This window comes from Canibacter oris, assembly GCF_014197205.1.
Taxonomy (GTDB): Bacteria; Actinomycetota; Actinomycetes; order Actinomycetales; family Microbacteriaceae; genus Canibacter; species Canibacter oris.
On the sequence record NZ_JACIFD010000003.1, the window covers coordinates 99,255 to 118,988 of the forward strand.

Sequence of the window (19,734 nt, forward strand, 5' to 3'; positions counted from 1 at the left end):
GCGCAATATTTTTAGTGGCTTATTTCACTAATGGTTTAATTTTTTCGCTGGTGCCATCCGCCATACCGCAACCACTCTAACCAACAACCAAGCAACCAACCACACCACAACAGCCAACAACGCCCCAAACTCCGGCTCCACCCACTGCAACCCATACCACGCAGCCACACCCAACAACACCACAACCAACACAAAACGCGCCACCAACAACAACACCTGCCGCAACATAACCCGCCACTGCGGCTGCGCCAACATCTCATACGCAAAAACCACCCGCGCCTGCAAAATCCGCTGATAAAAACCAGCAGCAACAAACTGCAGATAAACAAGAAACGCTAACACCACCAAAACCATTACCGCCAACGGCAACAAAGACTCCAACACCAACCGCGACAGACTCAACTTAGAACCAGTCTCCCAAAACCAAATAGCAACCTGCACGAGAACAAAAATAATCACCCCACACACTGCAGCTATCACGCTCTCCAATATTGAAATCCCAGTGATAGTACGCCGCGACCCAAACTTACTCGGCAACCGCTGCTTATTACTGCGTGTAAAAGGTATCGCCAACAACACCGCTAACAACACCGCACCTACAACCAGCATGGTCTGCACCCTGGTCGCCGCAACGCTCAACACTACACTGGCGACAGCCCCTATCACGAGACACACAAGCCCCAACCAGCTTTCCCGTAACGCCCAGCTCATACGCTGCACACCGTTATACCCAAGACTGCGCAACAGGGTTTGTGCCCGCACCCGCCCTGGCCGCACCAACAACATAATCACCACCAGCCCCAACACCACAAGAGCAAGCAAAATAATTCCTGCGGAACTTACAACCGCAGCCGTTGTCGCAGCAGTCCACTGGTCAGCACCCAAAACAGTAAAAGTTTGAGTCACCCACCCAAGATCTCTAATCTCCTGCAACCCCTCAGGATCCGAAGTGCCGAAAACATAACCCGGCACCCAAAAAGACACCTCCTGCTGACTCGCACCAACCACCACTTTCGCACCCAAACCCAAAGCACGAATCCGCTGCGCAACCTTATCAATCTCAACCTGCGCAGCCTCCCTAGACAACCCCTCTAACCCAGCAACCCGCACCCGCACAGACGTAACAAAATCACCCTCAACCAACTTCTCAGCAGTGCTCAAAGACACAATAGCATCAGCCGACTCCAACACCAGACCCGCACCAGTACGAGAAGGCGCTAAAGTCTTACCATCCCTCGTCACCACCGGAGTGTTCTCGTACAACCCCAACGGCGTATACACATCAGCCACAGTCTTAGTCACCGGTTCATAACTACCAACAGCATACGGAGCAACACCAGGAGCAAACCTAGTACCTACTTTTAAGTCAATTTCCTCTGCACTGCGATAATCACGCACATCACCAATTAGCTCCCCCGTTGGTTTATAATCGGGTGCTTTTTCCATTATGTTCGTGATTTGTTTTGGCACTACTTCAAAACCCGGGGCACCATTCTCATCCACACGAGGTTTTAGAGTTAAAGCACCAGCTTCTATTCCTGCAAAGCCAAGTAAATCGGTGATTCCATGATAATTTTCAGTTTCTACGCTTGAACCTGGAAAAACAATATCCGCACCGAATACACCGAATGGTAAATATGACTCCGAGAGGTCTATTTCTGTTTCGCCGATTTCAACATATTCATCATCATCATTTTTCCGCTCAAACTTGGTTTTAATATAGTTTGCCGGATACGCCTTATTACTATGAATATAAGGCACCAGCTCACTCTCAAACCCGTAATAGCCAAGCCTGGCAAAATCCTGCAGTTGCTTTACCCCGGGGAATTGATCTAGTTGCTGCGCAGCCGCGGGATGCGCCTTACTCCAAGCCTCATAATCCGCCGCAGACACAGCACCATTCACAGTAAAAATATCCTCAGCTTGCTGCAACCGCTGTAATGACTGCGTAAACTCACTTCCCTCACCCAAGAGTTTTATTTCAGCAACCGGATCAACAGCCGCGATTGAAGTAGTGGCAGTGGGCAATTGCAGAAATAGCAGCCCTACGCCTTCTGGGCGGGCATACCAGGCTGCTTCGCGTTTATAGTTGGTCCAAATTGCTTCAATACCTGCGCCTTCGCTACCGAAATTTACGTTGCCATATTTCCCGTTCCATTCAGTGACGTCAATCTCAAAAATATTGGTTGTTTTACGCTCTACCCGCTCAGTAATACCATCCGAACTCGTCGCCACACTAGTCAAACGAAAAGTTCGTTTTTTCTCAACCTCAAATTCTTGCCATGGAATTATGACATGATAAGGTCGCAACGGGTCGATCTGTGTCCCCACATAACCCAAAGGCGCAGCAACCTCCACACCCGCAACACCAGCAACCTCCGCAACCTTCTCCCTCGAAATCACAGGAGCCGCAACACCACCATAATTCGGATCCAAAAACGCTAAATCAAACTCATTCCGCCCAGGAGACACCCGCTCCTCAAACTCTTTATCAGTCACCAAAATATCAAAAGCACCACGCCAATTACCCTCAAGCACCTCATCAGTAACAGAATTAGCACCCCGCACCAACAACTGCACCCCCGGCAACAACAACGCCACCACAAGCAAAGCCACAGTCAAAACACGTATCTGCTTCGGCGCAACACTCTTACTCACAGCCTCACCACCCTGTCAGCAATCCGCAACAACACCTCATCATGCGTACCCAACACAATCGCAACACCACGCGCCTTAGCTTCCTCTAATAAACCAGCTACTGCTTGTGCCGCAACAATATCAAGCGCTGAAGTTGGCTCATCTAGAATTAGTATTTCCGCCTGCTTAGCTAAAGCTCTCGCAACCTGCACTCGCTGCCGCTCCCCGCCAGACATTACTTTAACCAAAGATTTTTCTCGCCCGCCTAACCCCAGCGCACCCAAATACTCTTTGGCTGCGGTCTCGTCAGCGCCCCCCAACTTCACATTCTGCAGCGCAGTAAGACTATCTAAAACCTGCACCTCCTGCGAACACACACCAAATTTTTCACGGCGCATAGTCTGCCTTTTACTCTCAGACAAACCCGCAACATCATCTCCGTACCAAGAAACGGTTCCGGAGGTCGGTTTCTGAAACCCGTATAAAATATTCAACAGTGATGACTTCCCAGAGCCGCTGCGGCCCGACAAAACCACAACCTCGCCAGGCGCAACGTCAAGATTCAAATCAGATACAATCTCCTGCTCATGATCTTGCTGCTTATACTTAATGCAAACATCTCTTAATTGGAGTAACGCTTCACTCATTGCAATAACCTTTCAACTCGCAGAACAAAGGATTACCAACATCGGCACCTAACAAAATTTTCGATGCCGCAAAAAGCACTCCGGCACGGCCAACCATAAAACCATCACTCAGACATAAATCAGAATCAACCAAAGCACTCAAACAGTTCTTAAGAACTTCTTTACCCTCAACAAATGCGGGGCTATCTGTGTTAAACAACGCTAACAACCTCCCAGATAACCCATGGCAAACTGTTAAATCTTCTGGCAAATCCTCAGCTAACACAGATTCTGTCTCTCTTAGATAGAAATGATGCGCCGTACCTCCAATAAGTTCTGCTATCGGCTGGAGTGATTCAGACCCACCTTCAGAACCGTGGCACCACGCAGACATATTTAGCAGATTACCTTTGGCTGATCTGCGCCATTTTTGCTGAGCATCATCGTATAAAGATTTTGCGATTCCCACGCTTCGGTAATCAATTTTTGCTGTTTATCTTTACAGCTCCACCATCGCAGGCTGCTCTTTCTCTAACAATGCGGTGTTCACGATACCCTCCTTTGAATATCATAAAATTTAAGCACCGTGCTTAAATTGACTTAATCATACACCCCACAAAACTACAAGCTCAATAAAAAACCTTAAAAAATTCACTAATCAGCATAAAACATATGACACAGAGCTTAAAGCCTCAGCCCCTCCCCGCGCGCGGCGGCCTGCACCCCATGCGAGTAGGCCGCAAACTAAAAATTTCTGAAGCACGCGCCCTAGAAATGTCACTTGGGGCGTGGATCTGCGCAAACGTTCCAAAACTTACCGTGGCTGAGCTCGAAGCCGCTTTCGCGCACGGCGATGTGCTGACCGCAGCCGGCGAAAAACTCACCTGGGATACCCCGGCATCAGTGCTGCAGCGCCCCGTTTTCATGTATCGCAAAGCTGCTGATGAAGACGGCAATCTGCCCGAAATCCCGATCGTGCATCAGGGCGATGGCTGGCTGGTTGTTAATAAACCGCAAGGCCTGGCCACGATGCCGCGCGGCGCTTACGTGGCGCGCACCGTCACCGTTGCGCTGCGCCGCCAGCTAAACAATCCTGATTTGACGCCGGCGCACCGGCTCGACCGCGCCACCGGCGGGCTACTGCTATTCACCGCACGCCGTGAATTGCGCGGCGCATATCAAGAAATGTTTGCGCGCCGCGAGGTGCAGAAAACCTATCAGGCGGTGGCTGATCCACTGCCCCTAAAATTTGTGGCACACCCGCTGCACACTCCGCTAACAGTTTTAACTGACCCGCCAGAAAAACCGGGATGGGTGCGGGTCACTAGCCGCATTGAAAAGGAGCACGGGGTGATGGCGGCGCAAATTGTGCCCGGGGAGCCGAACGCACTCACCTATCTCAGGCCAACCGCTGCGCGGGTGCGGCTTGCGGGGCGCGAGTTTGTGGCCTATGAGGTGACACCGCACACCGGCAAAACTCACCAGATTCGATTGCATTTCGCGGCGCTCGGCATCCCGCTCGTGGGCGATCCGCTGTATCAGGGCTTTAATGCGGCACCTTTCGAGGTGGATCAGCCCCCCGCCGGCACCACCAGCCTGCAGCTAACCGCGACCGGACTCGATTTCACAGACCCACAAACTGGTGAGGCCGTCACCATCAGGCTGTGATCAGCGGCTGTCAGCCAAGGGCCTCGTTTGCTGACCGCGCTGCTTGCGCGTTTAAGGTTGCACATCTTTATGCAAGGCAGAGTATTATTAGGAAATCAACGATTAATCTGATCTGATTCCGCCGGTGTTTGCGCCTGCGGATGGCGAGGAGCGCACGGTGGCTCACAAATTGCACACCAGCCAGGCAGCTATTCCCTACTATCATGACGCTGCCGCGATGTTTGCCGGGCTCGGTGGCACCAGCCGTGACGACACGGTGCTGCTCGAAAGCGCTGACATCACCTCCAAGGCGAGCACTAACAGCCTCGCAATTATTCAGGCGTGCCTGCGCGTTACCTGCTCAGTGCAAACCGTGGAGGTTATCGCGCTCACCGCTGTCGGCGAGGTTTTGCTCGCTGATTTAGTGGCACAGTTTGCGCATAACCCCGCGGTTACAGTGTCGCAGCACGCCCTGTCAGAAGGCGGGTTAAGCGGTGCGCGGTTTATGATTCACCCCCCGCATCACATTGATGAGCGGCAACGGCTGCTGGCCCTGAGCAACATTGAGATTGTGCGGGCGCTGTATCAGCGAGCGCCTTACAGTGGGTCGCGGTTACCGCTGCTCGGCGGCGGTTTTGCCTTTGATTACGTTGCGAGCTTTGAGCAGTTGCCGCAGGTTGCGGCGGGACCAAATAGCTATCCTGATTACCAGTTTGTGGTGGCACAGCAGCTGTTGGCGGTGGATCATCTAACCCAACAGGCAACGGTCGAGGTTTTAGGGTTTGACGTGGCTGATACTGCCGCCCAGCTGGCTGAGATTGCCGCCGCGTTGCAGGGTGAGTGGTGGCAGCTTGCTGCTGCAACAGCAACCGCGGCAGAGTCGGCGGCCCCTGGAGCTGCGGAGGGGGTGGATCCGGCGGCGGCTGTACAGAATGCAACTGTGCTGCAATCCCCGGGCGTGATTACAGCTACCGCTCTCACAAGCGATGCTGTCTTCTGCGATCAGGTGCGACAGATGCAGGAGCAGATTCGCATCGGCAACGCCTATCAGGTGGTGCCGGCACGCGGTTTCGAGATTGCCTGCCCTGACGCTTTTGCTGCATATTTGGAGCTAAAGCGCTCTAACCCCAGCCCGTACATGTTTTACCTGCGCTCGCACAGTATCAGTGACACTGGCGCAATCGACACGGACGCCACGAGTGGTGACACCGCCACGACCGCCGCGGCTGCAGCCGCCACTGGGTTTGAGCTGTTTGGCGCATCCCCAGAGTCGAATCTAAAGTTTGACCCGACAGATCGCAGCGTGCAGCTCTACCCTATCGCCGGCACCCGGCCGCGCGGGCTGAACCCTGACGGCAGCATTAATCACGAGCTTGATATCCGCGCCGAACTGGCGATGCGCACCGACGCAAAAGAGCTCGCGGAGCACACTATGCTAGTTGACCTGGCCCGCAATGATCTGGCCCGGGTTGCGGTGCCAAAAACTCGCAAAGTTGCTGATTTGCTGCAGGTGGATCGCTATTCGCGGGTGATGCACCTCGTCAGCCGTGTCACAGCCACGCTACACCCCGATTTTGATGCGCTTGACGCCTATCGCGCGTGCATGAACATGGGCACTCTGACCGGCGCTCCGAAGCTGAAGGCGATGGAGCTGATCCGTGAATTAGAGGGCACTCGTCGCGGTTCTTACGGCGGGGCGGTTGGCTATATTCGTGGTGATGGCACCTTTGACACCGCTATTGTGATTCGTAGCGCGCTGGTGCAGCGGGGCTCCGCTATCGTGCAGGCCGGCGCCGGAGTGGTGCGTGATTCCGCACCGCAGGCAGAGGCTGATGAGACCGTGCACAAGGCTTACGCGGTGCTGCACGCAATTGCCGCGTCACAAGCGAAAACCTTGGAGATTATACGATGACTCACGTGGTGCTTATCGACAACCAAGACTCTTTTGTTTACAATCTGGTTGACACTTTCGCGGTGGGCGGTTATCGCACCACGGTGCTGCGCAACACTGTCAGCGTTGCTGAGGTGCTTGCCGCGAAACCTGACCTGATTTGCCTCTCTCCCGGGCCTGGACACCCCGCAACGGCCGGCAACATGATGGAGCTTGTCGCCGCCGTGCTCGGCAAAATCCCTATTTTAGGGATCTGCCTCGGGTTTCAGGCGCTGTTGGAGCATTTTGGTGGATCAGTCCGCCCGGTTGGTCCGGTGCACGGGGTCACAGACAACATGACCTTAACCCCGGCGGGGATGGCGGCTGAGCTGTTTCAGGGTTTGACCGTCGACGCGGCCCCGGATGCTACCACCGCTGGGCGCCTGGTGCCGGTAGCGCGTTATCACTCGCTCGGCTGCACCCTGGATGAAACCCCGTCACAGCTGGTGCCGCTGGGCTACACTGCGACCGCAGTCGGCGAGGTGGTGATGGCGGCGAGCACCACTGACCAAATGGCACTGGGACTGCAGTATCACCCGGAGAGCGTTTTAAGCCCGGCCGGGCCGGTGATGCTCGATCGGGCTATCGCCATGCTCACGGCAGCTTCCTCCCGCGGCGGTGCCTAAACCATAATCACTCAGGCGCTGCGGTGAGCTTGGTGGCGGCTTTCATCTGCGCCACAAAGTTTGCGATTTTAGGCAGTAACGTAGCTTCCTCGGCGTGCTGTTCAATAATAGCGGTAATGGCAGAACCGGTAATTGCCCCTGCCGCACCCGCCGCGAGCGCATCCGATACGTGTTGCGGTGTCGAAATTCCGAAGCCTAAAAGCAGCGGCGCTCCCCCGAAACGCTTAATGTTCTGCACGGTTGCGGCAAGTCCGGTGGTGCGGGCTTCCCGCTCGGTGCCGGTCACACCGTCTCGCGAGACCCCATAGATGTACCCGCGGGAGTGCGCTGCCACCCCAGCAAGTGTCTGCTCGCTCGCCTGCGGCGGAGCAATAAAAATCGGAGCGATGTCGGCTGCTGCTGCTGCGGTCACAAACGAGGCGCTCTCTCGCACCGGCACATCAGGAATCAAAATTGAGTCTGCTCCGGCTGCTTTGAAATCCCGGTAAAACTCTGCAATACCGCGCGCGAAAGCAACGTTGCCGTAAACCAGCATTCCGATTGGGATGTCTGGAAACTCTTCCCGAATCTGTCGCACCAGCTGCAGCGAGCGCTTAACTGTGATGCCCTGGGTGAGCGCTCTCACGTGTGATTTGGCGATGGTGGGGCCGTCTGCCACCGGGTCAGAAAAGGCAACTCCCAGCTCTAGCGCGTCAGCTCCGGCTGCCACCACGGTCCGCACAATTTCCAAAGACAGTTCGGCGGTGGGGTCACCGAGCATCAAAAACGGCACAAAAGCGCCGCAGTTTTCTGCGGTAAGCCGCTGAAACATGGTGTCGTAGCGGGTACTCATTGGTGCTCCTTTGCGGTTGAAGTTGGCTGCGACTCAAGCAGCTGCGCCACTTGGCTGACGTCTTTATCGCCGCGCCCTGACAGGTTCACTAAAATCGTGGTGTGTTCCTGCCGCTGTGCTGCCTGTTCTGCCAGCTGCAGAGCGTAAGCAACCGCATGGGCAGACTCCAGCGCCGGCACAATGCCCTCGTATCGTGCCAGCAGCTGAAACGCGCTGAGCGCCTCAGCGTCGGTCACAGCAACATATTTTGCGCGACCAGTTTTCGCCAGGTGAGAGTGTTCTGGTCCCACTCCGGGGTAATCAAGACCCGCGGAGACGGAATGTGACTCCGCCACTTGACCCTCCGGGGTGCGCATCAGGTAGCTGCGAGCCCCGTGCAGAATTCCCACCTGCCCGTATGAGATAGTTGCACCGTGGTGCCCGCTTTCGAGGCCTTCGCCGCCGGGTTCCACGCCAACCAGGGCGACTGCGGGTTCGTCAATAAACTCTGCAAAAATTCCGATGGCGTTGGATCCACCCCCCACACTCGCCACAACCGTGTCTGGCAGGCCGCCAATGCGCTCCGCCAGCTGCGCTTTTGCCTCGCGCGAAATCACCCGGTGAAACTCTTTCACAATTGTCGGGAAAGGGTGTGGCCCGGCGGCGGTGCCAAGCAGGTAGTGCGATTCGTGAAAAGTTGCGGTCCAGTCGCGCAGCGCCTCATTCACCGCGTCTTTCAGGGTGCCGCTGCCGGCATCAACCGGCACTACCCGTGCACCCATCAACTCCATGCGGTACACATTAAGAGCCTGTCGCCGAGCGTCTTTGGCTCCCATGTAGATAACGCATTCCAGCCCCAACAGGGCGCAGGCGAGCGCGGTTGCGGTGCCGTGTTGGCCTGCTCCGGTCTCTGCGATAATGCGAGTTTTGCCCATTCTTTTAGCGAGCAGCGCCTGCCCCAGCACCTGATTTGTTTTGTGCGCGCCACCATGCACCAGATCTTCTCGCTTCAGGAAAATACGGGCGTAGCCGCGGCCGTGGCCGGGCAGCGGTAACTGTGCGCACTCCGTCAGCGGTGTTGGGCGGCCCAGATAGTCTCTAAGGTAGCCGTTGAGCTCAGCGTGAAAACTCGGGTCAGCCATTGCCTCCACGAAAGCTTGCTCCAGCTGGTCAAGCGCCGGAATCAGCGATTCTGGCACGTACTGCCCGCCAAACTCCCCGAAATATGCCGGCAGCAGGGTGCTCTGCACACCGTCAGCGCTGCCGCGGTTTGTGTTTTCAGACTGTGTCATCTGTGTTCCGTTCCCCAAAGAAATCTGTTAATTGTGGATCCACGCTGCCGCCAGCAGCGCGCAGCAGCCGCAAAGTCTCCGCCATCACATGCGGGTCTTTTTCGGGCTGTGAGGTGGTTGTTTCACGATATTCCAACCCGGAATTCAGGTCTATTCCCCACGCTCCTACAGCGGTTGCTGCGATTACGTTCCCGGGCCCGATGCCACCTGCCAAGAGTGCCTTAGCTTTCACCGCCGCGGGGATTTTGCCCCAGTCAAAACTTTCCCCGGTGCCGCCGGCACCGTTGTCTAGCACCACCTTATCTACAGCGGCAGCAATTTCTACCAGGTGCTCAACCTGCGCAGCATCCTGCATATTCACCGCCCGCCACAGTTGCAGCGGCGCACCAGCTTTCTTGGTATTACCAGTACGGGCTATTAAATCGCGCAGTTCCTGCAGCAGCTCTATCTCTGCCGCAAGGCTGCCTTGCCACGGGGTATGCACCTGGATTGCAAACAAGCCCGGCAGCTCGGCAAGTTCTTCCCACCCCTGACGACGCCGACTCACCGCAACCATTTTTAACCCCGGAGCAGCCGCGATAATCGAGGATGCTGTTTCACGTGAAACATTCCTCGGGCTCGCCGGCTCCAAAATCACTCCGCCGTAGCTCGCGCCCAGCGCCGCTGCGGCCTGTGCCTGCCGCGCGCTGGTAAGCCCGCACACCTTTACAGAGCCGTAAAGCAGCTCCCGGGCGGCGTGATCCACATCTTCCTGCCCGCTCAGATGCGACCCCACCAAGAAGCCATCCGAGTGCGCGGCGAGCTGGCGCACTGTGACGTGATCTTTAATGCCAGATTCGCTCACCACCAGCACCTCCGGCGGAAGCAGCGCCGCCAATCTAGCAGAGCGGTTTAAATCAATGCTGAGATCATGCAGGTTACGGTGATTAATGCCAACAATCTGCGCGCCGAGCCGCACCGCCCGAGCCACCTCAGCAGCGTCAATCACCTCGGTCAAAACATCTAGCTGCAGCTGCGCCGCGAGCATCGCAAGCTCCTGATATGCGGCATCATCAAGCACCGAGAGCATCAACAAGATTGCGTCTGCGCCGTAGTAGCGCGCCGCCAGCACCTGCACCGGATCAACAATAAAGTCTTTGCACAACACCGGTAAGTGGGTTGTTGCCGCAACCGTCGCCAAATGGTCATAGTGACCGTTAAAGAACTCCGGCTCGCACAGCACCGAGATGCCCGCCGCATACCGCGAATACACAGCCGCGATCTCTGCGGGGTTATATGCGGTGCGGATCGTGCCAAGCGACGGTGAAGCGGCCTTGCACTCCATGATAAAAGCGGAGCCCACACTGCCGCGAATACTGGCAGCGAGGCTGCGCTGACTCGGTTGCAGGCTAGCGGCGGTAACGTGCGCCAGCTGCTGTCGCAGCGCTGGCAAATGAGTGCGGCGGCGGGACACGATTTTTTCGAGCACGGTGGGGACGGTTTTAGCCATAGTGTGCCTCCTCGTGAGTTTGCAGCCACTCGTTTACGGTGCCGGCCGCGAGCAAATCCAGTGCCCTCGCAGTGCCCGCGGCGATGCTTTCTGCCCGGTCATGCAGATAAAACATTGCGCCCGCCGAGACGGCGAGCGCCTCCCGCTGCGCCCGGGTGCCGCGCCCGGCGAATACCTCGCGCAAAATCTGCGCGTTTTGTGCCGCTTCACCGCCGCGCAGGTCACTGAGCGCGTGGGTTGCGATGCCAAGCTGTTCCGGGGTTACCTCGTAGTGGGTTATTTCGCCGTCACGCAGTTCCCAGATTTTAGTGGGGCCGTGCACCGCGATTTCGTCCATTCCAGAGCCGTGCACCACCAGTGCCCGGGTGCGTCCCAGCTCTGCAAAAACCCGCGCAATGGTGAGCCCCATTTCGGGTTTTGCGATCCCCATCATTTGCAGTTGCGGGCGGGCTGGTGACAGGATTGGCCCCAGCGTGTTAAAAATTGTTGGTACTTTGAGGGCGCGGCGCACCGGCATTACGTGCGCCACCGCCGGGTGATATGCGGGCGCGAAGAGGAATGTGAAGTTGCTCGCTTGCACCTGCCGCACCGCGCGCTCGGGGTTCAAATCCAGCGGAATGTTCAGTGCCTCCAGCACGTCAGCGCTGCCTGCTTTGGAGCTGACTGAGCGGTTGCCACACTTCACCACCCTGCAGCCCCCAGCTGCTGTAATCAGCGAGGCTCCGGTGGAAATGTTAATGGTGTTGGTGCGGTCGCCGCCGGTGCCCGCGGTGTCAAGCACTCCGGATCCGGTGATGGGAAAGGGCCGTGCCGCGTGTATAAAAGCTCGTGCTGCACCCAAAATATCTTCGTAACGCTCCCCTCGGGCACGCACTGTTGCCAGCAGCGCGGCAATCTGAATATCGTCGTACTCGCCCATGGTGAGCGGCGTAAAAACAGCCTGTGTTTGGGCCGCGGTTGGCTCCGCTGTGTCGAGATACTCGGCAAAAGCTGTTTGTGCATCGTGTTGTTTCATGTGAAACATCCTTATGTGGTTTATCTCGCGGCGGCAGCGCACCGCACCTGACGGGTTAGTACCCAGAGGGTAAATACAGCATACCCCGCTTTTATCGGTAGCAGCTGCACCTGATAACAGCGGGGTATGTGAGGTTTACTTCCCTGCTTTCGGTTTAGTAGTAGTGGCCGTGTCGGTAATCCCAGCTGTTGAAGCATTCCGCCAGGTTTTCCAGAATCTGCGGCAGGTAAACACCCTTGCGAATCAAGATTGGTGCCGGGGTCACGTCTCGTTCGCCGTGCTGTTCCGGCACCAGTTTGCCATCTTCATCAACGAATGACACCATAACACCCTGCTCGTAGCGGGTTTCTGGGGTTGCGTCTGGCTGAATTGACGCCACGTAGTCATTACCCTCGATAATCAGATCCACACCATTTTCGATGCGCTCACCGATGCCCTCAACAAGGCCACGGTTGCCCTGCCCGGAAGGGTTTGCAGAGCTTGCAAACGACAGCGCCCGGCTCTTTTCCCAGCGCTCCGCCACAATCTGCTCACCCGGGGTGCCGAAGCGAATCACGAAGCAGCTGGTGCCGCGCACATCGGTCATCAGCTCCGCTGCGCCCTCCGGAATGTACTTCGCTTTAGCCTCTTCCTTCCACGGCAGGATGCAGCCCATCAGCACGTCCTGATCCCAGTGCAGCTGATAAAACTTTTCAATTTCCGGAGTCATTTCTGCGAGCTCTTTAAGCTGCTCCATTGAGCCACACAGCACCACGCCCGGTTTGTTCCGCTTGCGGTTTTTAACGTCGAACTTCCGCTCTAGACCAGCAAGATCAGTGGTCATAATGATGTAGCCAACCTTGGTGGGGCTCACAATAATCTTGCCACCCTCGTCAAGCAGCTCAACAGCTTCCTGAGTCAGCTCACCGTTCCAGGCAACTCGCTTTGCGCTCACCGTTTCTCCTTATTTGCTTTGCGAATATTCTAATTCTAGCCCTAAAACACGGGGCAATCGCAGTGTTTCACGTGAAACAAAAGGGCTTTTCTGCGCCGCTCCTACAGTCACTAAAGCAGCGACGCAGCCTGTTTTACAGCGGCTAATCAAGCAGCAATGCTGGCTCTTCCAGCACCGAGGCAACGTCGGCAACAAAACGGCTGATCACATCGCCATCAACCACACGGTGGTCGAAAGACCCCCCAACGGTTGTCACCATCCGCGGCAGAATCTCGCCGTTCACAACCCACGGCTTCTGCTTAATCGTGCCCATCGCCACAATCGCAACCTCACCCGGGTTCAGAATAGGGGTGCCGGTGTCCATCCCAAACACCCCAATGTTAGTGACGGTAATTGTGCCGTTTGCCATGTCTGCGGGCTGTGTGCGGCCGTCACGCGCAGTGATCGTCAGTTGCTGGATCGCCTCTGCCAGCTCCAGCATTGACATGTCTTGCGCGTCTTTGATGTTTGGCACCAGCAGCCCGCGCGGAGTTGCCGCGGCAATGCCGAGGTTGACGAAGTTGTGCACAATAATTTCTTCTTCGGTGAAGGTGGAGTTCACAATCGGGTTGCGTCGCACCGCCCACACAATCGCCTTCGCCATCACCAAAAGCGGCGACACTTTAACCCCGGCAAAGTCGGGTGACGCTTTCAGTCGCTTCACGTATTCCATGGTGCGCGTTGCATCGATTTCAGTGAAAACGCTAACGTGCGGTGCGGTGAAGGCGCTGCGGCTCATTGCCTGCGCAATCTGCTTACGCACCCCCTTCACCGGAATCCGCTCTTCGCGCACACTTGGCGGCTCCGGTGTCTCCAGGTTGTGGAACACCGCTGCCTGACTGGCGTGACGCACCACGTCATCGCGGAGAATTTCGCCTGCGATACCGCTGCCGATCACGGTTTCCAGGTCAACGCCGAGGTCTTTTGCAAGTTTCCTAATTGGCGGCTTCGCCAAAATCGGAGTTGCCGCGGCAACCGGAATCACCGGCTTTGTAAGCAGCGGCTCGCCGCCCCTGCGGCGGCGGCTCTTTGCGGCACCGGCAGAGCCATAACCCACCAGCACCGCGTTCTGCGCCGCAGGAGTCGCGGCGGCATCAGTCGCGGCAGCATCAGTCGCGGACTCAGCCGCAGCAGCGGCAGCAGCAGCTGGGTCGGCCCCAGCACCGGCCGCAGCGTCGCACGCCGCACCCGGTGCAGTGCAGGAAGCGACGGCGGGATCCACCTGAGCAGCAAAATCCTCAGCACCGGCCGCACCCGCAGCTGCAGCGCCTGTATCAGCAGGCAAGCCCGCAGCAGCAACCCGCAGCAGCGGCTCCCCAACCGGTACGGTCTGCCCCACCTGCGCCAGCAACTCCACAACCGTACCGCTGAAAGGGCTCGGGAGTTCCACCAAGCTTTTCGCGGTTTCGATCTCGCAAATTGTCTGGTTCAGCTCGACCTCATCGCCCGGCTGCACCAGCCAGGTCACGATTTCAGCCTCAGTCAGCCCCTCACCCACATCCGGGAGGTTAAACACCTGTTCAGTCACAATGTTGTCCTGTTCCTAGTCAAATCTTTTGTTGCGCTTGCCCTGCGGTGCCGGTGCGGCTCGCTTCCTTGTCTGCGCATTTCCAGCGGTTGCAAAACCCGCGGAAACCACAAACACGGGCCAGCGCTAGTAGTGCATCGTGCGATCGACCGCTTCCAAAACTCGGTCCGCATCCGGCAAATACAAGCCCTCCAACTTCGCCACCGGAAACGGAACGTCATAGCCGCTCACCCGCAGCACCGGTGCTTGCAAAGAGTAAAAGCAGTGCTCCGCAACGGTCGCAGCGATTTCAGACCCCAAACTAACGTTGCCCGGAGCCTCCTGCGCCACCACCAAACGCCCAGTTTTGCGCACCGAGTCAAACAGCGGCTCATAGTCAACCGGAGACAGCGAGCGCAGATCCACAACCTCTAAACTGGTGCCCTCCGCGGCCGCAATCTCTGCCGCCGCCAGCAGGGTCGCAACCATTGCGCCGTGCCCCACAACCGTGCAGTCGGTGCCGGTGCGAGCAATTCGCGCGGTTGTCATAGGTGCAGCCGCGCCGCTGAAATCAATCTCGCCCTTGTGCCAGTATTTTGCCTTGGGCTCCATGAAAATCACCGGATCCGGGCTCGCAATCGCCTCCCGCAACATCCAGTAAGCGTCGTGGGCGTTAGCCGGCGACACCACGCGCAGCCCCGCAGTGTGCGCAAAATACGCTTCCGGGCTCTCCTGATGATGCTCAACCGCACCGATGTGACCGCCATATGGAATGCGGATTACCACCGGTAAGCTCACCGCTCCTTGGGTGCGACTGCGATACTTTGCAAGTTGGCTCACAATCTGGTTGAACGCCGGATACACGAAACCATCAAACTGAATCTCCACCACCGGGCGGTAGCCGCGCATCGCCAAACCAATCGCGTTACCGACGATGCCTGCCTCCGCGAGCGGCGTATCGAGCACCCGTGCCGACCCGAAACGATCATAGAGCTCATCGGTTACCCGGAAAACCCCGCCGAGTTTTCCGATGTCTTCGCCTAAGAGCACCACTTTGCTGTCGAGCTCCATGGCATCTGCGAGCGCGGTGTTCAGCGCTTTCGCAAGCACTTTTGTGACGGTGCCGCGCGCCGCGATTTCTTCATGTGCCGCGGGGTTTTCCGAAGCGTGAAAAGCTGCTGTCATTTACGCCTCCTGCTCGAATGAAGCTTCGTACTGTGCCATCCACTGCCGCTGGTAGTCAACCATGCTGTGCTCCCCGGCATAGACGTGGGCGAACATGCTGTCCGGGTGCGGTGCGCCGAGCCCTAGCAGAGTTTCGCGGGTGTGCAGCGCGTATGCTTTCGCGGTTGCGGCTGCTTCTGCAAAAAAGTCATCTCCGACGCCGAGGCTACGCAGATGGGTTTCAAAGCGAGCCAGCGGATCGCGCTGCTGCCACTCGGCCAACTCACTGGAATCACGGTAGCGGGTTGGATCATCGCTGGTTGTGTGCGCACCCTGCCGGTAGGTTAGCGCCTCAATGTAGTGCGGCCCCTTGCCAGCGCGGGCATCTCGCAGATATTTGCGGGCTACCGCGTATGCGGCGAGCGGATCGTTGCCGTCAATCTGAGTTGCGGTCAGCCCGAAGCCGAGCGCCCGCCGGTAAATCGGAGTGCGGCTTTGGCGGGTCACCGGCACCGAGATTGCCCACTGATTATTTTGCACAATAAACAGCGTCGGGGTCTGGTAGCTTGCGGCGAAAATCATGGCCTCGTTCGCGTCGCCCTGGCTTGAGGTGCCATCGCCGTAAAACACCAGCGTCGCCTCGTCAGTCGCGATGCCCGGCTCTCCCGGATTCATAGCTGTCTCACCGGCACGCTGTTTCGCATCGAGCACCTGCCCCAACGCATACCCGGAAGCGTGCTGGGCTTGCGCTCCAAGCACCAGAGTGTACGGGTGGACATTACCGTTCTTAGGGTCTTTCGGATCCCAGCCGCCGTTAGAAACACCGCGGAAAACCTTACCGATATCAGTCAGTTCCACACCCCGCACCCGGCACACAGTATGCTCCCGGTAAGCGGGGAAAATGTAATCCTCGGGCGCCGCCGCGTGCGCGATCCCAACCTGGCAGCCTTCCTGCCCCAGGCTCGGCACCCACAAAGCCATTTGGCCCTGCCGCTGCAGGTTGGTGCCCTCCTGGTCAAACGCACGAGTCACAATCATGTCGAGGTACCACTGCTGCTTTTGCTCCAGGGTCAGCTCTTTGAGCTCTGCCTCGTAGGCTGCGGCGGTACTGCTTGGGCTCCAGTTGCCGTCGTCATCCAAAAACCGCACCGGTTCCGGATCTTGCTGCGACATCACAGTCAGTGTCTCTGTCATACGCTCTCCTGCCTTAGGTAGGTTGCGGTAGCAGCCAAAACTGCCGGAATGCTCTCGGCTTCTGCCACGCTAATGCGCACCCCGTGACCCGCAAACGGACGCACCAGAATGCCCTGCGCCGCTAATTGCGCTGCGTATGCGGTGGGTGGATCAGCCTCCCCGCCCGCACCCGGCGCAGCCGCTAACTGCGCCGCCGGGATCCACACAAAATTACCCTGCGCCGCCGGCACTGTCAGCCCGAGCTGTGTCAGACCCTGCACCAGCTCTGCCCGGCGCTGCACCAGAGTTGCGACACGCGCTGTGATTTCGCGTTGCCCCTCGTCGCTGAGCGCGGCGAGCGCCGCTGCTTCAGATAGGGCGTTTACTGACATCGGGATCGCTGCGGGGCTAACTGCTGCCCAGATTTCTGGGGCGGCAAAGCCGTAACCGAGCCGCAGCCCGGCAAGACCCTGGGCTTTGGCGAAGGTGCGCAAAACCACCAGGTTGGGGTAGTTGTGCAGCAAGCTGACCCCGTCAACCGCGGCGGCATCGGTGACAAATTCGGCGTAAGCCTCATCCAGCACCACCATCACGTCCCGTGGCACTTGCTGCATGAAGTCTTTAAACTCTGCGGCGGTAATTGTGGGCCCGGTCGGGTTATTGGGGCTGCACAGCAGCACAGCCCCGGTTGCGTCATCAACTGCCGCGGCCATTGCGGTAAGGTCGTGGCTGCCTGCTGCGGTCAGCGGCACTGGTTTCCCGGTGGCACCGGGAACGGTGCCCAACAGCGGGTAAGCTTCAAAGCTTGGCCACGGGTATACGTAGTTGTTTGCCGGGCCACAGGTGGCGCCAATCAACTGGTATAGAATCGCAACTGAGCCCGCGCCGAGCACGTGTACGTTTGCCGCGCTCAAGGGCTTTAGCTGCTGCAGCGCAGTCGCTGCCCGCAACGGGTTGCCGCCGCGCGCTGCCGCGGTGCTCTGGCGGCACAGCTGGCGCTCATTCTCGGTCGCGGCAATGTTTTCTCGCAGTTTGGTGACATCTGCTGCGGTGTAGCGGTTAAAGTCGGTGCGGTCAGCAATCGCCTCTAGCACCACCCGCAGCGGGGGGTAAGGGTTTTCGTTGCTGGAGAGCTTATACCCCAGGTTCGCCGGGGCTTGACCCTGCTTGTAGCCAGGCACCGCGAGCACCTCTGGCCTAATTTTAATGGGGGTGGTTTTTGAGCTCATTCTATAAGTCTAATTTGCGCCGCTGGTTTTTGATGCATAATCTGCCTAAGCTTTGTTGTTTCACTGCGTTGTAAGCCAAAATAGAAGTATCGCTGTGTTGTTTTCAACGCTATAAAACTATTAACAGCCACTTTCGTGGTTTACCCGCAGGAGAAACTCTATGCCTTCTTTGCCACCGCAACCTCTCAGTCCGCTCGATGGTCGTTACCGTGCCGCCGTGTCTGAGCTCGGAGACTACCTCAGCGAGGCCGGTTTAAACAAGGCGCGTATTCACGTTGAGGTTGAATGGCTTGCCTTCCTGACCTCACACGAGATGTTCGGGGCAAAACCGCTGTCAGCTGCGGCGCTTGCTGAGCTGCGCGCCTGGGCCGCAAACTTTGGGGAGCCAGAGATTGCCCGGCTTGCCGAAATTGAAGCGACCACACAGCACGATGTGAAAGCTGTTGAGTATTTGATTCGGGAGCAGCTGGAGCGCCAGGGGCTCAGTGAAATTGCTGAGCTGACCCATATTTGCTGCACCAGCGAAGACATCAATAACCTGTCATATGCTTTGACCGTGAAACAGGCTATCAGCAATGTGTGGCGCCCAAAGTTTGTGGCGGTTATTGACGAACTAGCGCGGCAGGCGAAACAGTATCAGAGTCTGGCAATGATGAGCCGGACGCACGGCCAGCCTGCTACTCCAACCACCCTGGGGAAGGAACTTGCGGTGTTTGTGCACCGGCTGCGCCGCCAGCTGGCACAGCTTGACGCTATTGAGTATCTGGGTAAGTTCAGCGGCGCAACCGGCACTTTCGCGGCGCACCTAAGCGCTGATCCTGACGCTAACTGGCAGCAGCTGGGTGAGGAGTTCGTGACCGGGTTGGGGCTCACCTTCAACCCCCTGACCACCCAGATTGAGTCTCATGACTGGCAGGCGGAGCTGTTCAGCCGAGTGATTCACGCCAACCGTATTCTGCATAACCTGGCTACCGATATCTGGAGCTACATTTCTATCGGTTACTTCCGCCAGATTCCGGTTGCCGGCGCCACCGGTTCTTCCACCATGCCGCACAAGGTGAACCCGATTCGTTTCGAAAACGCGGAGGCGAATTTTGAGCTCTCAAACGCGGTGCTCGGCTCGCTCGCTGAAACCCTGGTGACCAGCCGATGGCAGCGCGACCTCACTGACTCTTCTGCGCAGCGTAACATCGGGGTGGGCCTCGGCCACTCGACGCTGGCGCTCGACAATGTGTTAAAGGGCCTGGGCCAGATTGACGCGGCAGCCGAGGTGATTGCGGCTGATCTTGACGCTAACTGGGAGGTTTTGGCAGAGGCTATCCAGACTGTGATTCGGGCTGAGGTGACGGCGGGCCGATCCACCATTTCTGATCCTTATGCGGCACTGAAAGAACTAACTCGCGGCCGCCGCATCGGGCAGCAGGAGCTTGTCGAGTTCGTGTCTGGTCTCGATATTGGGCAGGAGGCGAAGGATCGCCTGCTGGCGCTCACCCCGGCGCTTTACACGGGTGTTGCCGCTCAGCTGGTTGACCTGATTTAATTCGCGGTGACTGTGGCTGTGTCTCCCCTCGCGGGGTGGGCACAGCCACAACTGTATCCGCCAGCATTTGTGCGC

Annotated in this window: 16 protein-coding genes; 4 read left to right on the top strand and 12 right to left on the bottom strand. The window is 57.5% G+C overall.

Going from position 1 to position 19,734, the window contains the following annotated elements:
* Positions 1-27: 27 nt before the first annotated feature.
* The 3 genes from F5897_RS02055 to F5897_RS02065 are packed head-to-tail and all read right to left on the bottom strand — an operon-like array spanning position 28 to position 3,732.
* A complete protein-coding gene (locus tag F5897_RS02055) occupies positions 28-2,658 on the bottom strand; it encodes a hypothetical protein (RefSeq protein WP_183304297.1) in 2,631 nt (876 codons plus the stop codon).
* Entirely contained in the window at positions 2,655-3,284 is a 630-nt protein-coding gene (locus tag F5897_RS02060; RefSeq protein ID WP_183304298.1) for an ABC transporter ATP-binding protein, read from the bottom strand. The genes F5897_RS02055 and F5897_RS02060 overlap by 4 nt, the downstream gene beginning before the upstream one ends.
* The gene (locus tag F5897_RS02065; protein ID WP_183304299.1) at positions 3,277-3,732 is read right to left on the bottom strand and encodes a lanthionine synthetase LanC family protein; all 456 of its coding nucleotides are present in this window, start codon (positions 3,730-3,732) and stop codon (positions 3,277-3,279) included. Before F5897_RS02065 ends, F5897_RS02060 begins: the two co-directional genes overlap by 8 nt.
* A 203-nt stretch (positions 3,733-3,935) precedes the next feature.
* Between F5897_RS02065 and F5897_RS02070 the strand changes: the two genes are divergently transcribed.
* The 3 genes from F5897_RS02070 (at position 3,936) to F5897_RS02080 (ending at position 7,466) form a co-directional block, all read left to right on the top strand.
* The gene (locus tag F5897_RS02070) at positions 3,936-4,931 is read left to right on the top strand and encodes a pseudouridine synthase (protein WP_183304300.1); all 996 of its coding nucleotides are present in this window, start codon (positions 3,936-3,938) and stop codon (positions 4,929-4,931) included.
* A 157-nt stretch (positions 4,932-5,088) separates the two neighbouring features.
* A complete protein-coding gene (locus tag F5897_RS02075) occupies positions 5,089-6,822 on the top strand; it encodes an anthranilate synthase component 1 (protein ID WP_221221242.1) in 1,734 nt (577 codons plus the stop codon).
* The gene (locus F5897_RS02080; protein WP_183304301.1) at positions 6,819-7,466 is read left to right on the top strand and encodes an anthranilate synthase component II; all 648 of its coding nucleotides are present in this window, start codon (positions 6,819-6,821) and stop codon (positions 7,464-7,466) included. Before F5897_RS02075 ends, F5897_RS02080 begins: the two co-directional genes overlap by 4 nt.
* A gap of 7 nt (positions 7,467-7,473) precedes the next feature.
* Here F5897_RS02080 and trpA read toward each other — a convergent pair whose 3' ends face one another.
* The 9 genes from trpA to F5897_RS02125 all read right to left on the bottom strand — a co-directional run bounded on the left by trpA (position 7,474) and on the right by F5897_RS02125 (position 18,119).
* Positions 7,474-8,298: a tryptophan synthase subunit alpha gene (gene trpA, locus F5897_RS02085; RefSeq protein WP_183304302.1), complete on the bottom strand. Its 825-nt coding sequence runs from the start codon at positions 8,296-8,298 to the stop codon at positions 7,474-7,476.
* Positions 8,295-9,569 carry a tryptophan synthase subunit beta gene (gene trpB / locus F5897_RS02090; RefSeq protein WP_183304303.1) on the bottom strand — a complete coding sequence of 425 codons (1,275 nt, stop codon included), beginning with the start codon at positions 9,567-9,569 and terminating at the stop codon, positions 8,295-8,297. The genes trpA and trpB overlap by 4 nt, the downstream gene beginning before the upstream one ends.
* Complete coding sequence (gene trpCF, locus F5897_RS02095) at positions 9,556-11,058, bottom strand: bifunctional indole-3-glycerol-phosphate synthase TrpC/phosphoribosylanthranilate isomerase TrpF (RefSeq protein WP_183304304.1); 1,503 nt, start codon at positions 11,056-11,058, stop codon at positions 9,556-9,558. Before trpCF ends, trpB begins: the two co-directional genes overlap by 14 nt.
* Positions 11,051-12,073 carry an anthranilate phosphoribosyltransferase gene (gene trpD, locus F5897_RS02100; protein WP_124824622.1) on the bottom strand — a complete coding sequence of 341 codons (1,023 nt, stop codon included), beginning with the start codon at positions 12,071-12,073 and terminating at the stop codon, positions 11,051-11,053. The genes trpCF and trpD overlap by 8 nt, the downstream gene beginning before the upstream one ends.
* Before the next feature lie 154 nt (positions 12,074-12,227).
* Positions 12,228-13,007, bottom strand: coding sequence for a Sua5/YciO/YrdC/YwlC family protein (locus tag F5897_RS02105; RefSeq protein WP_183304305.1), 780 nt, complete (start codon positions 13,005-13,007; stop codon positions 12,228-12,230).
* Positions 13,008-13,149: 142 nt separating this feature from the next.
* Positions 13,150-14,574 (bottom strand): 2-oxo acid dehydrogenase subunit E2, encoded by a 1,425-nt coding sequence (locus tag F5897_RS02110; protein ID WP_183304306.1) that lies wholly within the window; start codon positions 14,572-14,574, stop codon positions 13,150-13,152.
* Positions 14,575-14,700: 126 nt separating this feature from the next.
* Positions 14,701-15,738: an alpha-ketoacid dehydrogenase subunit beta gene (locus tag F5897_RS02115; RefSeq protein ID WP_183304307.1), complete on the bottom strand. Its 1,038-nt coding sequence runs from the start codon at positions 15,736-15,738 to the stop codon at positions 14,701-14,703.
* Entirely contained in the window at positions 15,739-16,911 is a 1,173-nt protein-coding gene (locus F5897_RS02120; RefSeq protein WP_246332190.1) for a thiamine pyrophosphate-dependent enzyme, read from the bottom strand.
* Complete coding sequence (locus tag F5897_RS02125; RefSeq protein ID WP_183304308.1) at positions 16,908-18,119, bottom strand: aminotransferase class I/II-fold pyridoxal phosphate-dependent enzyme; 1,212 nt, start codon at positions 18,117-18,119, stop codon at positions 16,908-16,910. The genes F5897_RS02120 and F5897_RS02125 overlap by 4 nt, the downstream gene beginning before the upstream one ends.
* A gap of 160 nt (positions 18,120-18,279) precedes the next feature.
* On the opposite strand from F5897_RS02125, the gene purB reads away from it, so the two are divergent.
* Positions 18,280-19,659: an adenylosuccinate lyase gene (gene purB, locus F5897_RS02130; protein WP_124824627.1), complete on the top strand. Its 1,380-nt coding sequence runs from the start codon at positions 18,280-18,282 to the stop codon at positions 19,657-19,659.
* Positions 19,660-19,734 lie beyond the last annotated feature (75 nt).

Excerpts from the sequence above, each read along its gene's own strand:
- trpD (WP_124824622.1), bottom strand. The coding sequence starts at position 12,073 with ATGAAACAACACGATGCACAAACAGCTTTTGCCGAGTATCTCGACACA.
- trpCF (WP_183304304.1), bottom strand. The coding sequence starts at position 11,058 with ATGGCTAAAACCGTCCCCACCGTGCTCGAAAAAATCGTGTCCCGCCGC.
- trpB (WP_183304303.1), bottom strand. The coding sequence starts at position 9,569 with ATGACACAGTCTGAAAACACAAACCGCGGCAGCGCTGACGGTGTGCAG.
- F5897_RS02120 (WP_246332190.1), bottom strand. The coding sequence starts at position 16,911 with ATGACAGAGACACTGACTGTGATGTCGCAGCAAGATCCGGAACCGGTG.
- F5897_RS02080 (WP_183304301.1), top strand. The coding sequence starts at position 6,819 with ATGACTCACGTGGTGCTTATCGACAACCAAGACTCTTTTGTTTACAAT.
- F5897_RS02060 (WP_183304298.1), bottom strand. The coding sequence starts at position 3,284 with ATGAGTGAAGCGTTACTCCAATTAAGAGATGTTTGCATTAAGTATAAG.
- F5897_RS02115 (WP_183304307.1), bottom strand. The coding sequence starts at position 15,738 with ATGACAGCAGCTTTTCACGCTTCGGAAAACCCCGCGGCACATGAAGAA.
- purB (WP_124824627.1), top strand. The coding sequence starts at position 18,280 with ATGCCTTCTTTGCCACCGCAACCTCTCAGTCCGCTCGATGGTCGTTAC.
- F5897_RS02125 (WP_183304308.1), bottom strand. The coding sequence starts at position 18,119 with ATGAGCTCAAAAACCACCCCCATTAAAATTAGGCCAGAGGTGCTCGCG.
- F5897_RS02070 (WP_183304300.1), top strand. The coding sequence starts at position 3,936 with ATGACACAGAGCTTAAAGCCTCAGCCCCTCCCCGCGCGCGGCGGCCTG.
- trpA (WP_183304302.1), bottom strand. The coding sequence starts at position 8,298 with ATGAGTACCCGCTACGACACCATGTTTCAGCGGCTTACCGCAGAAAAC.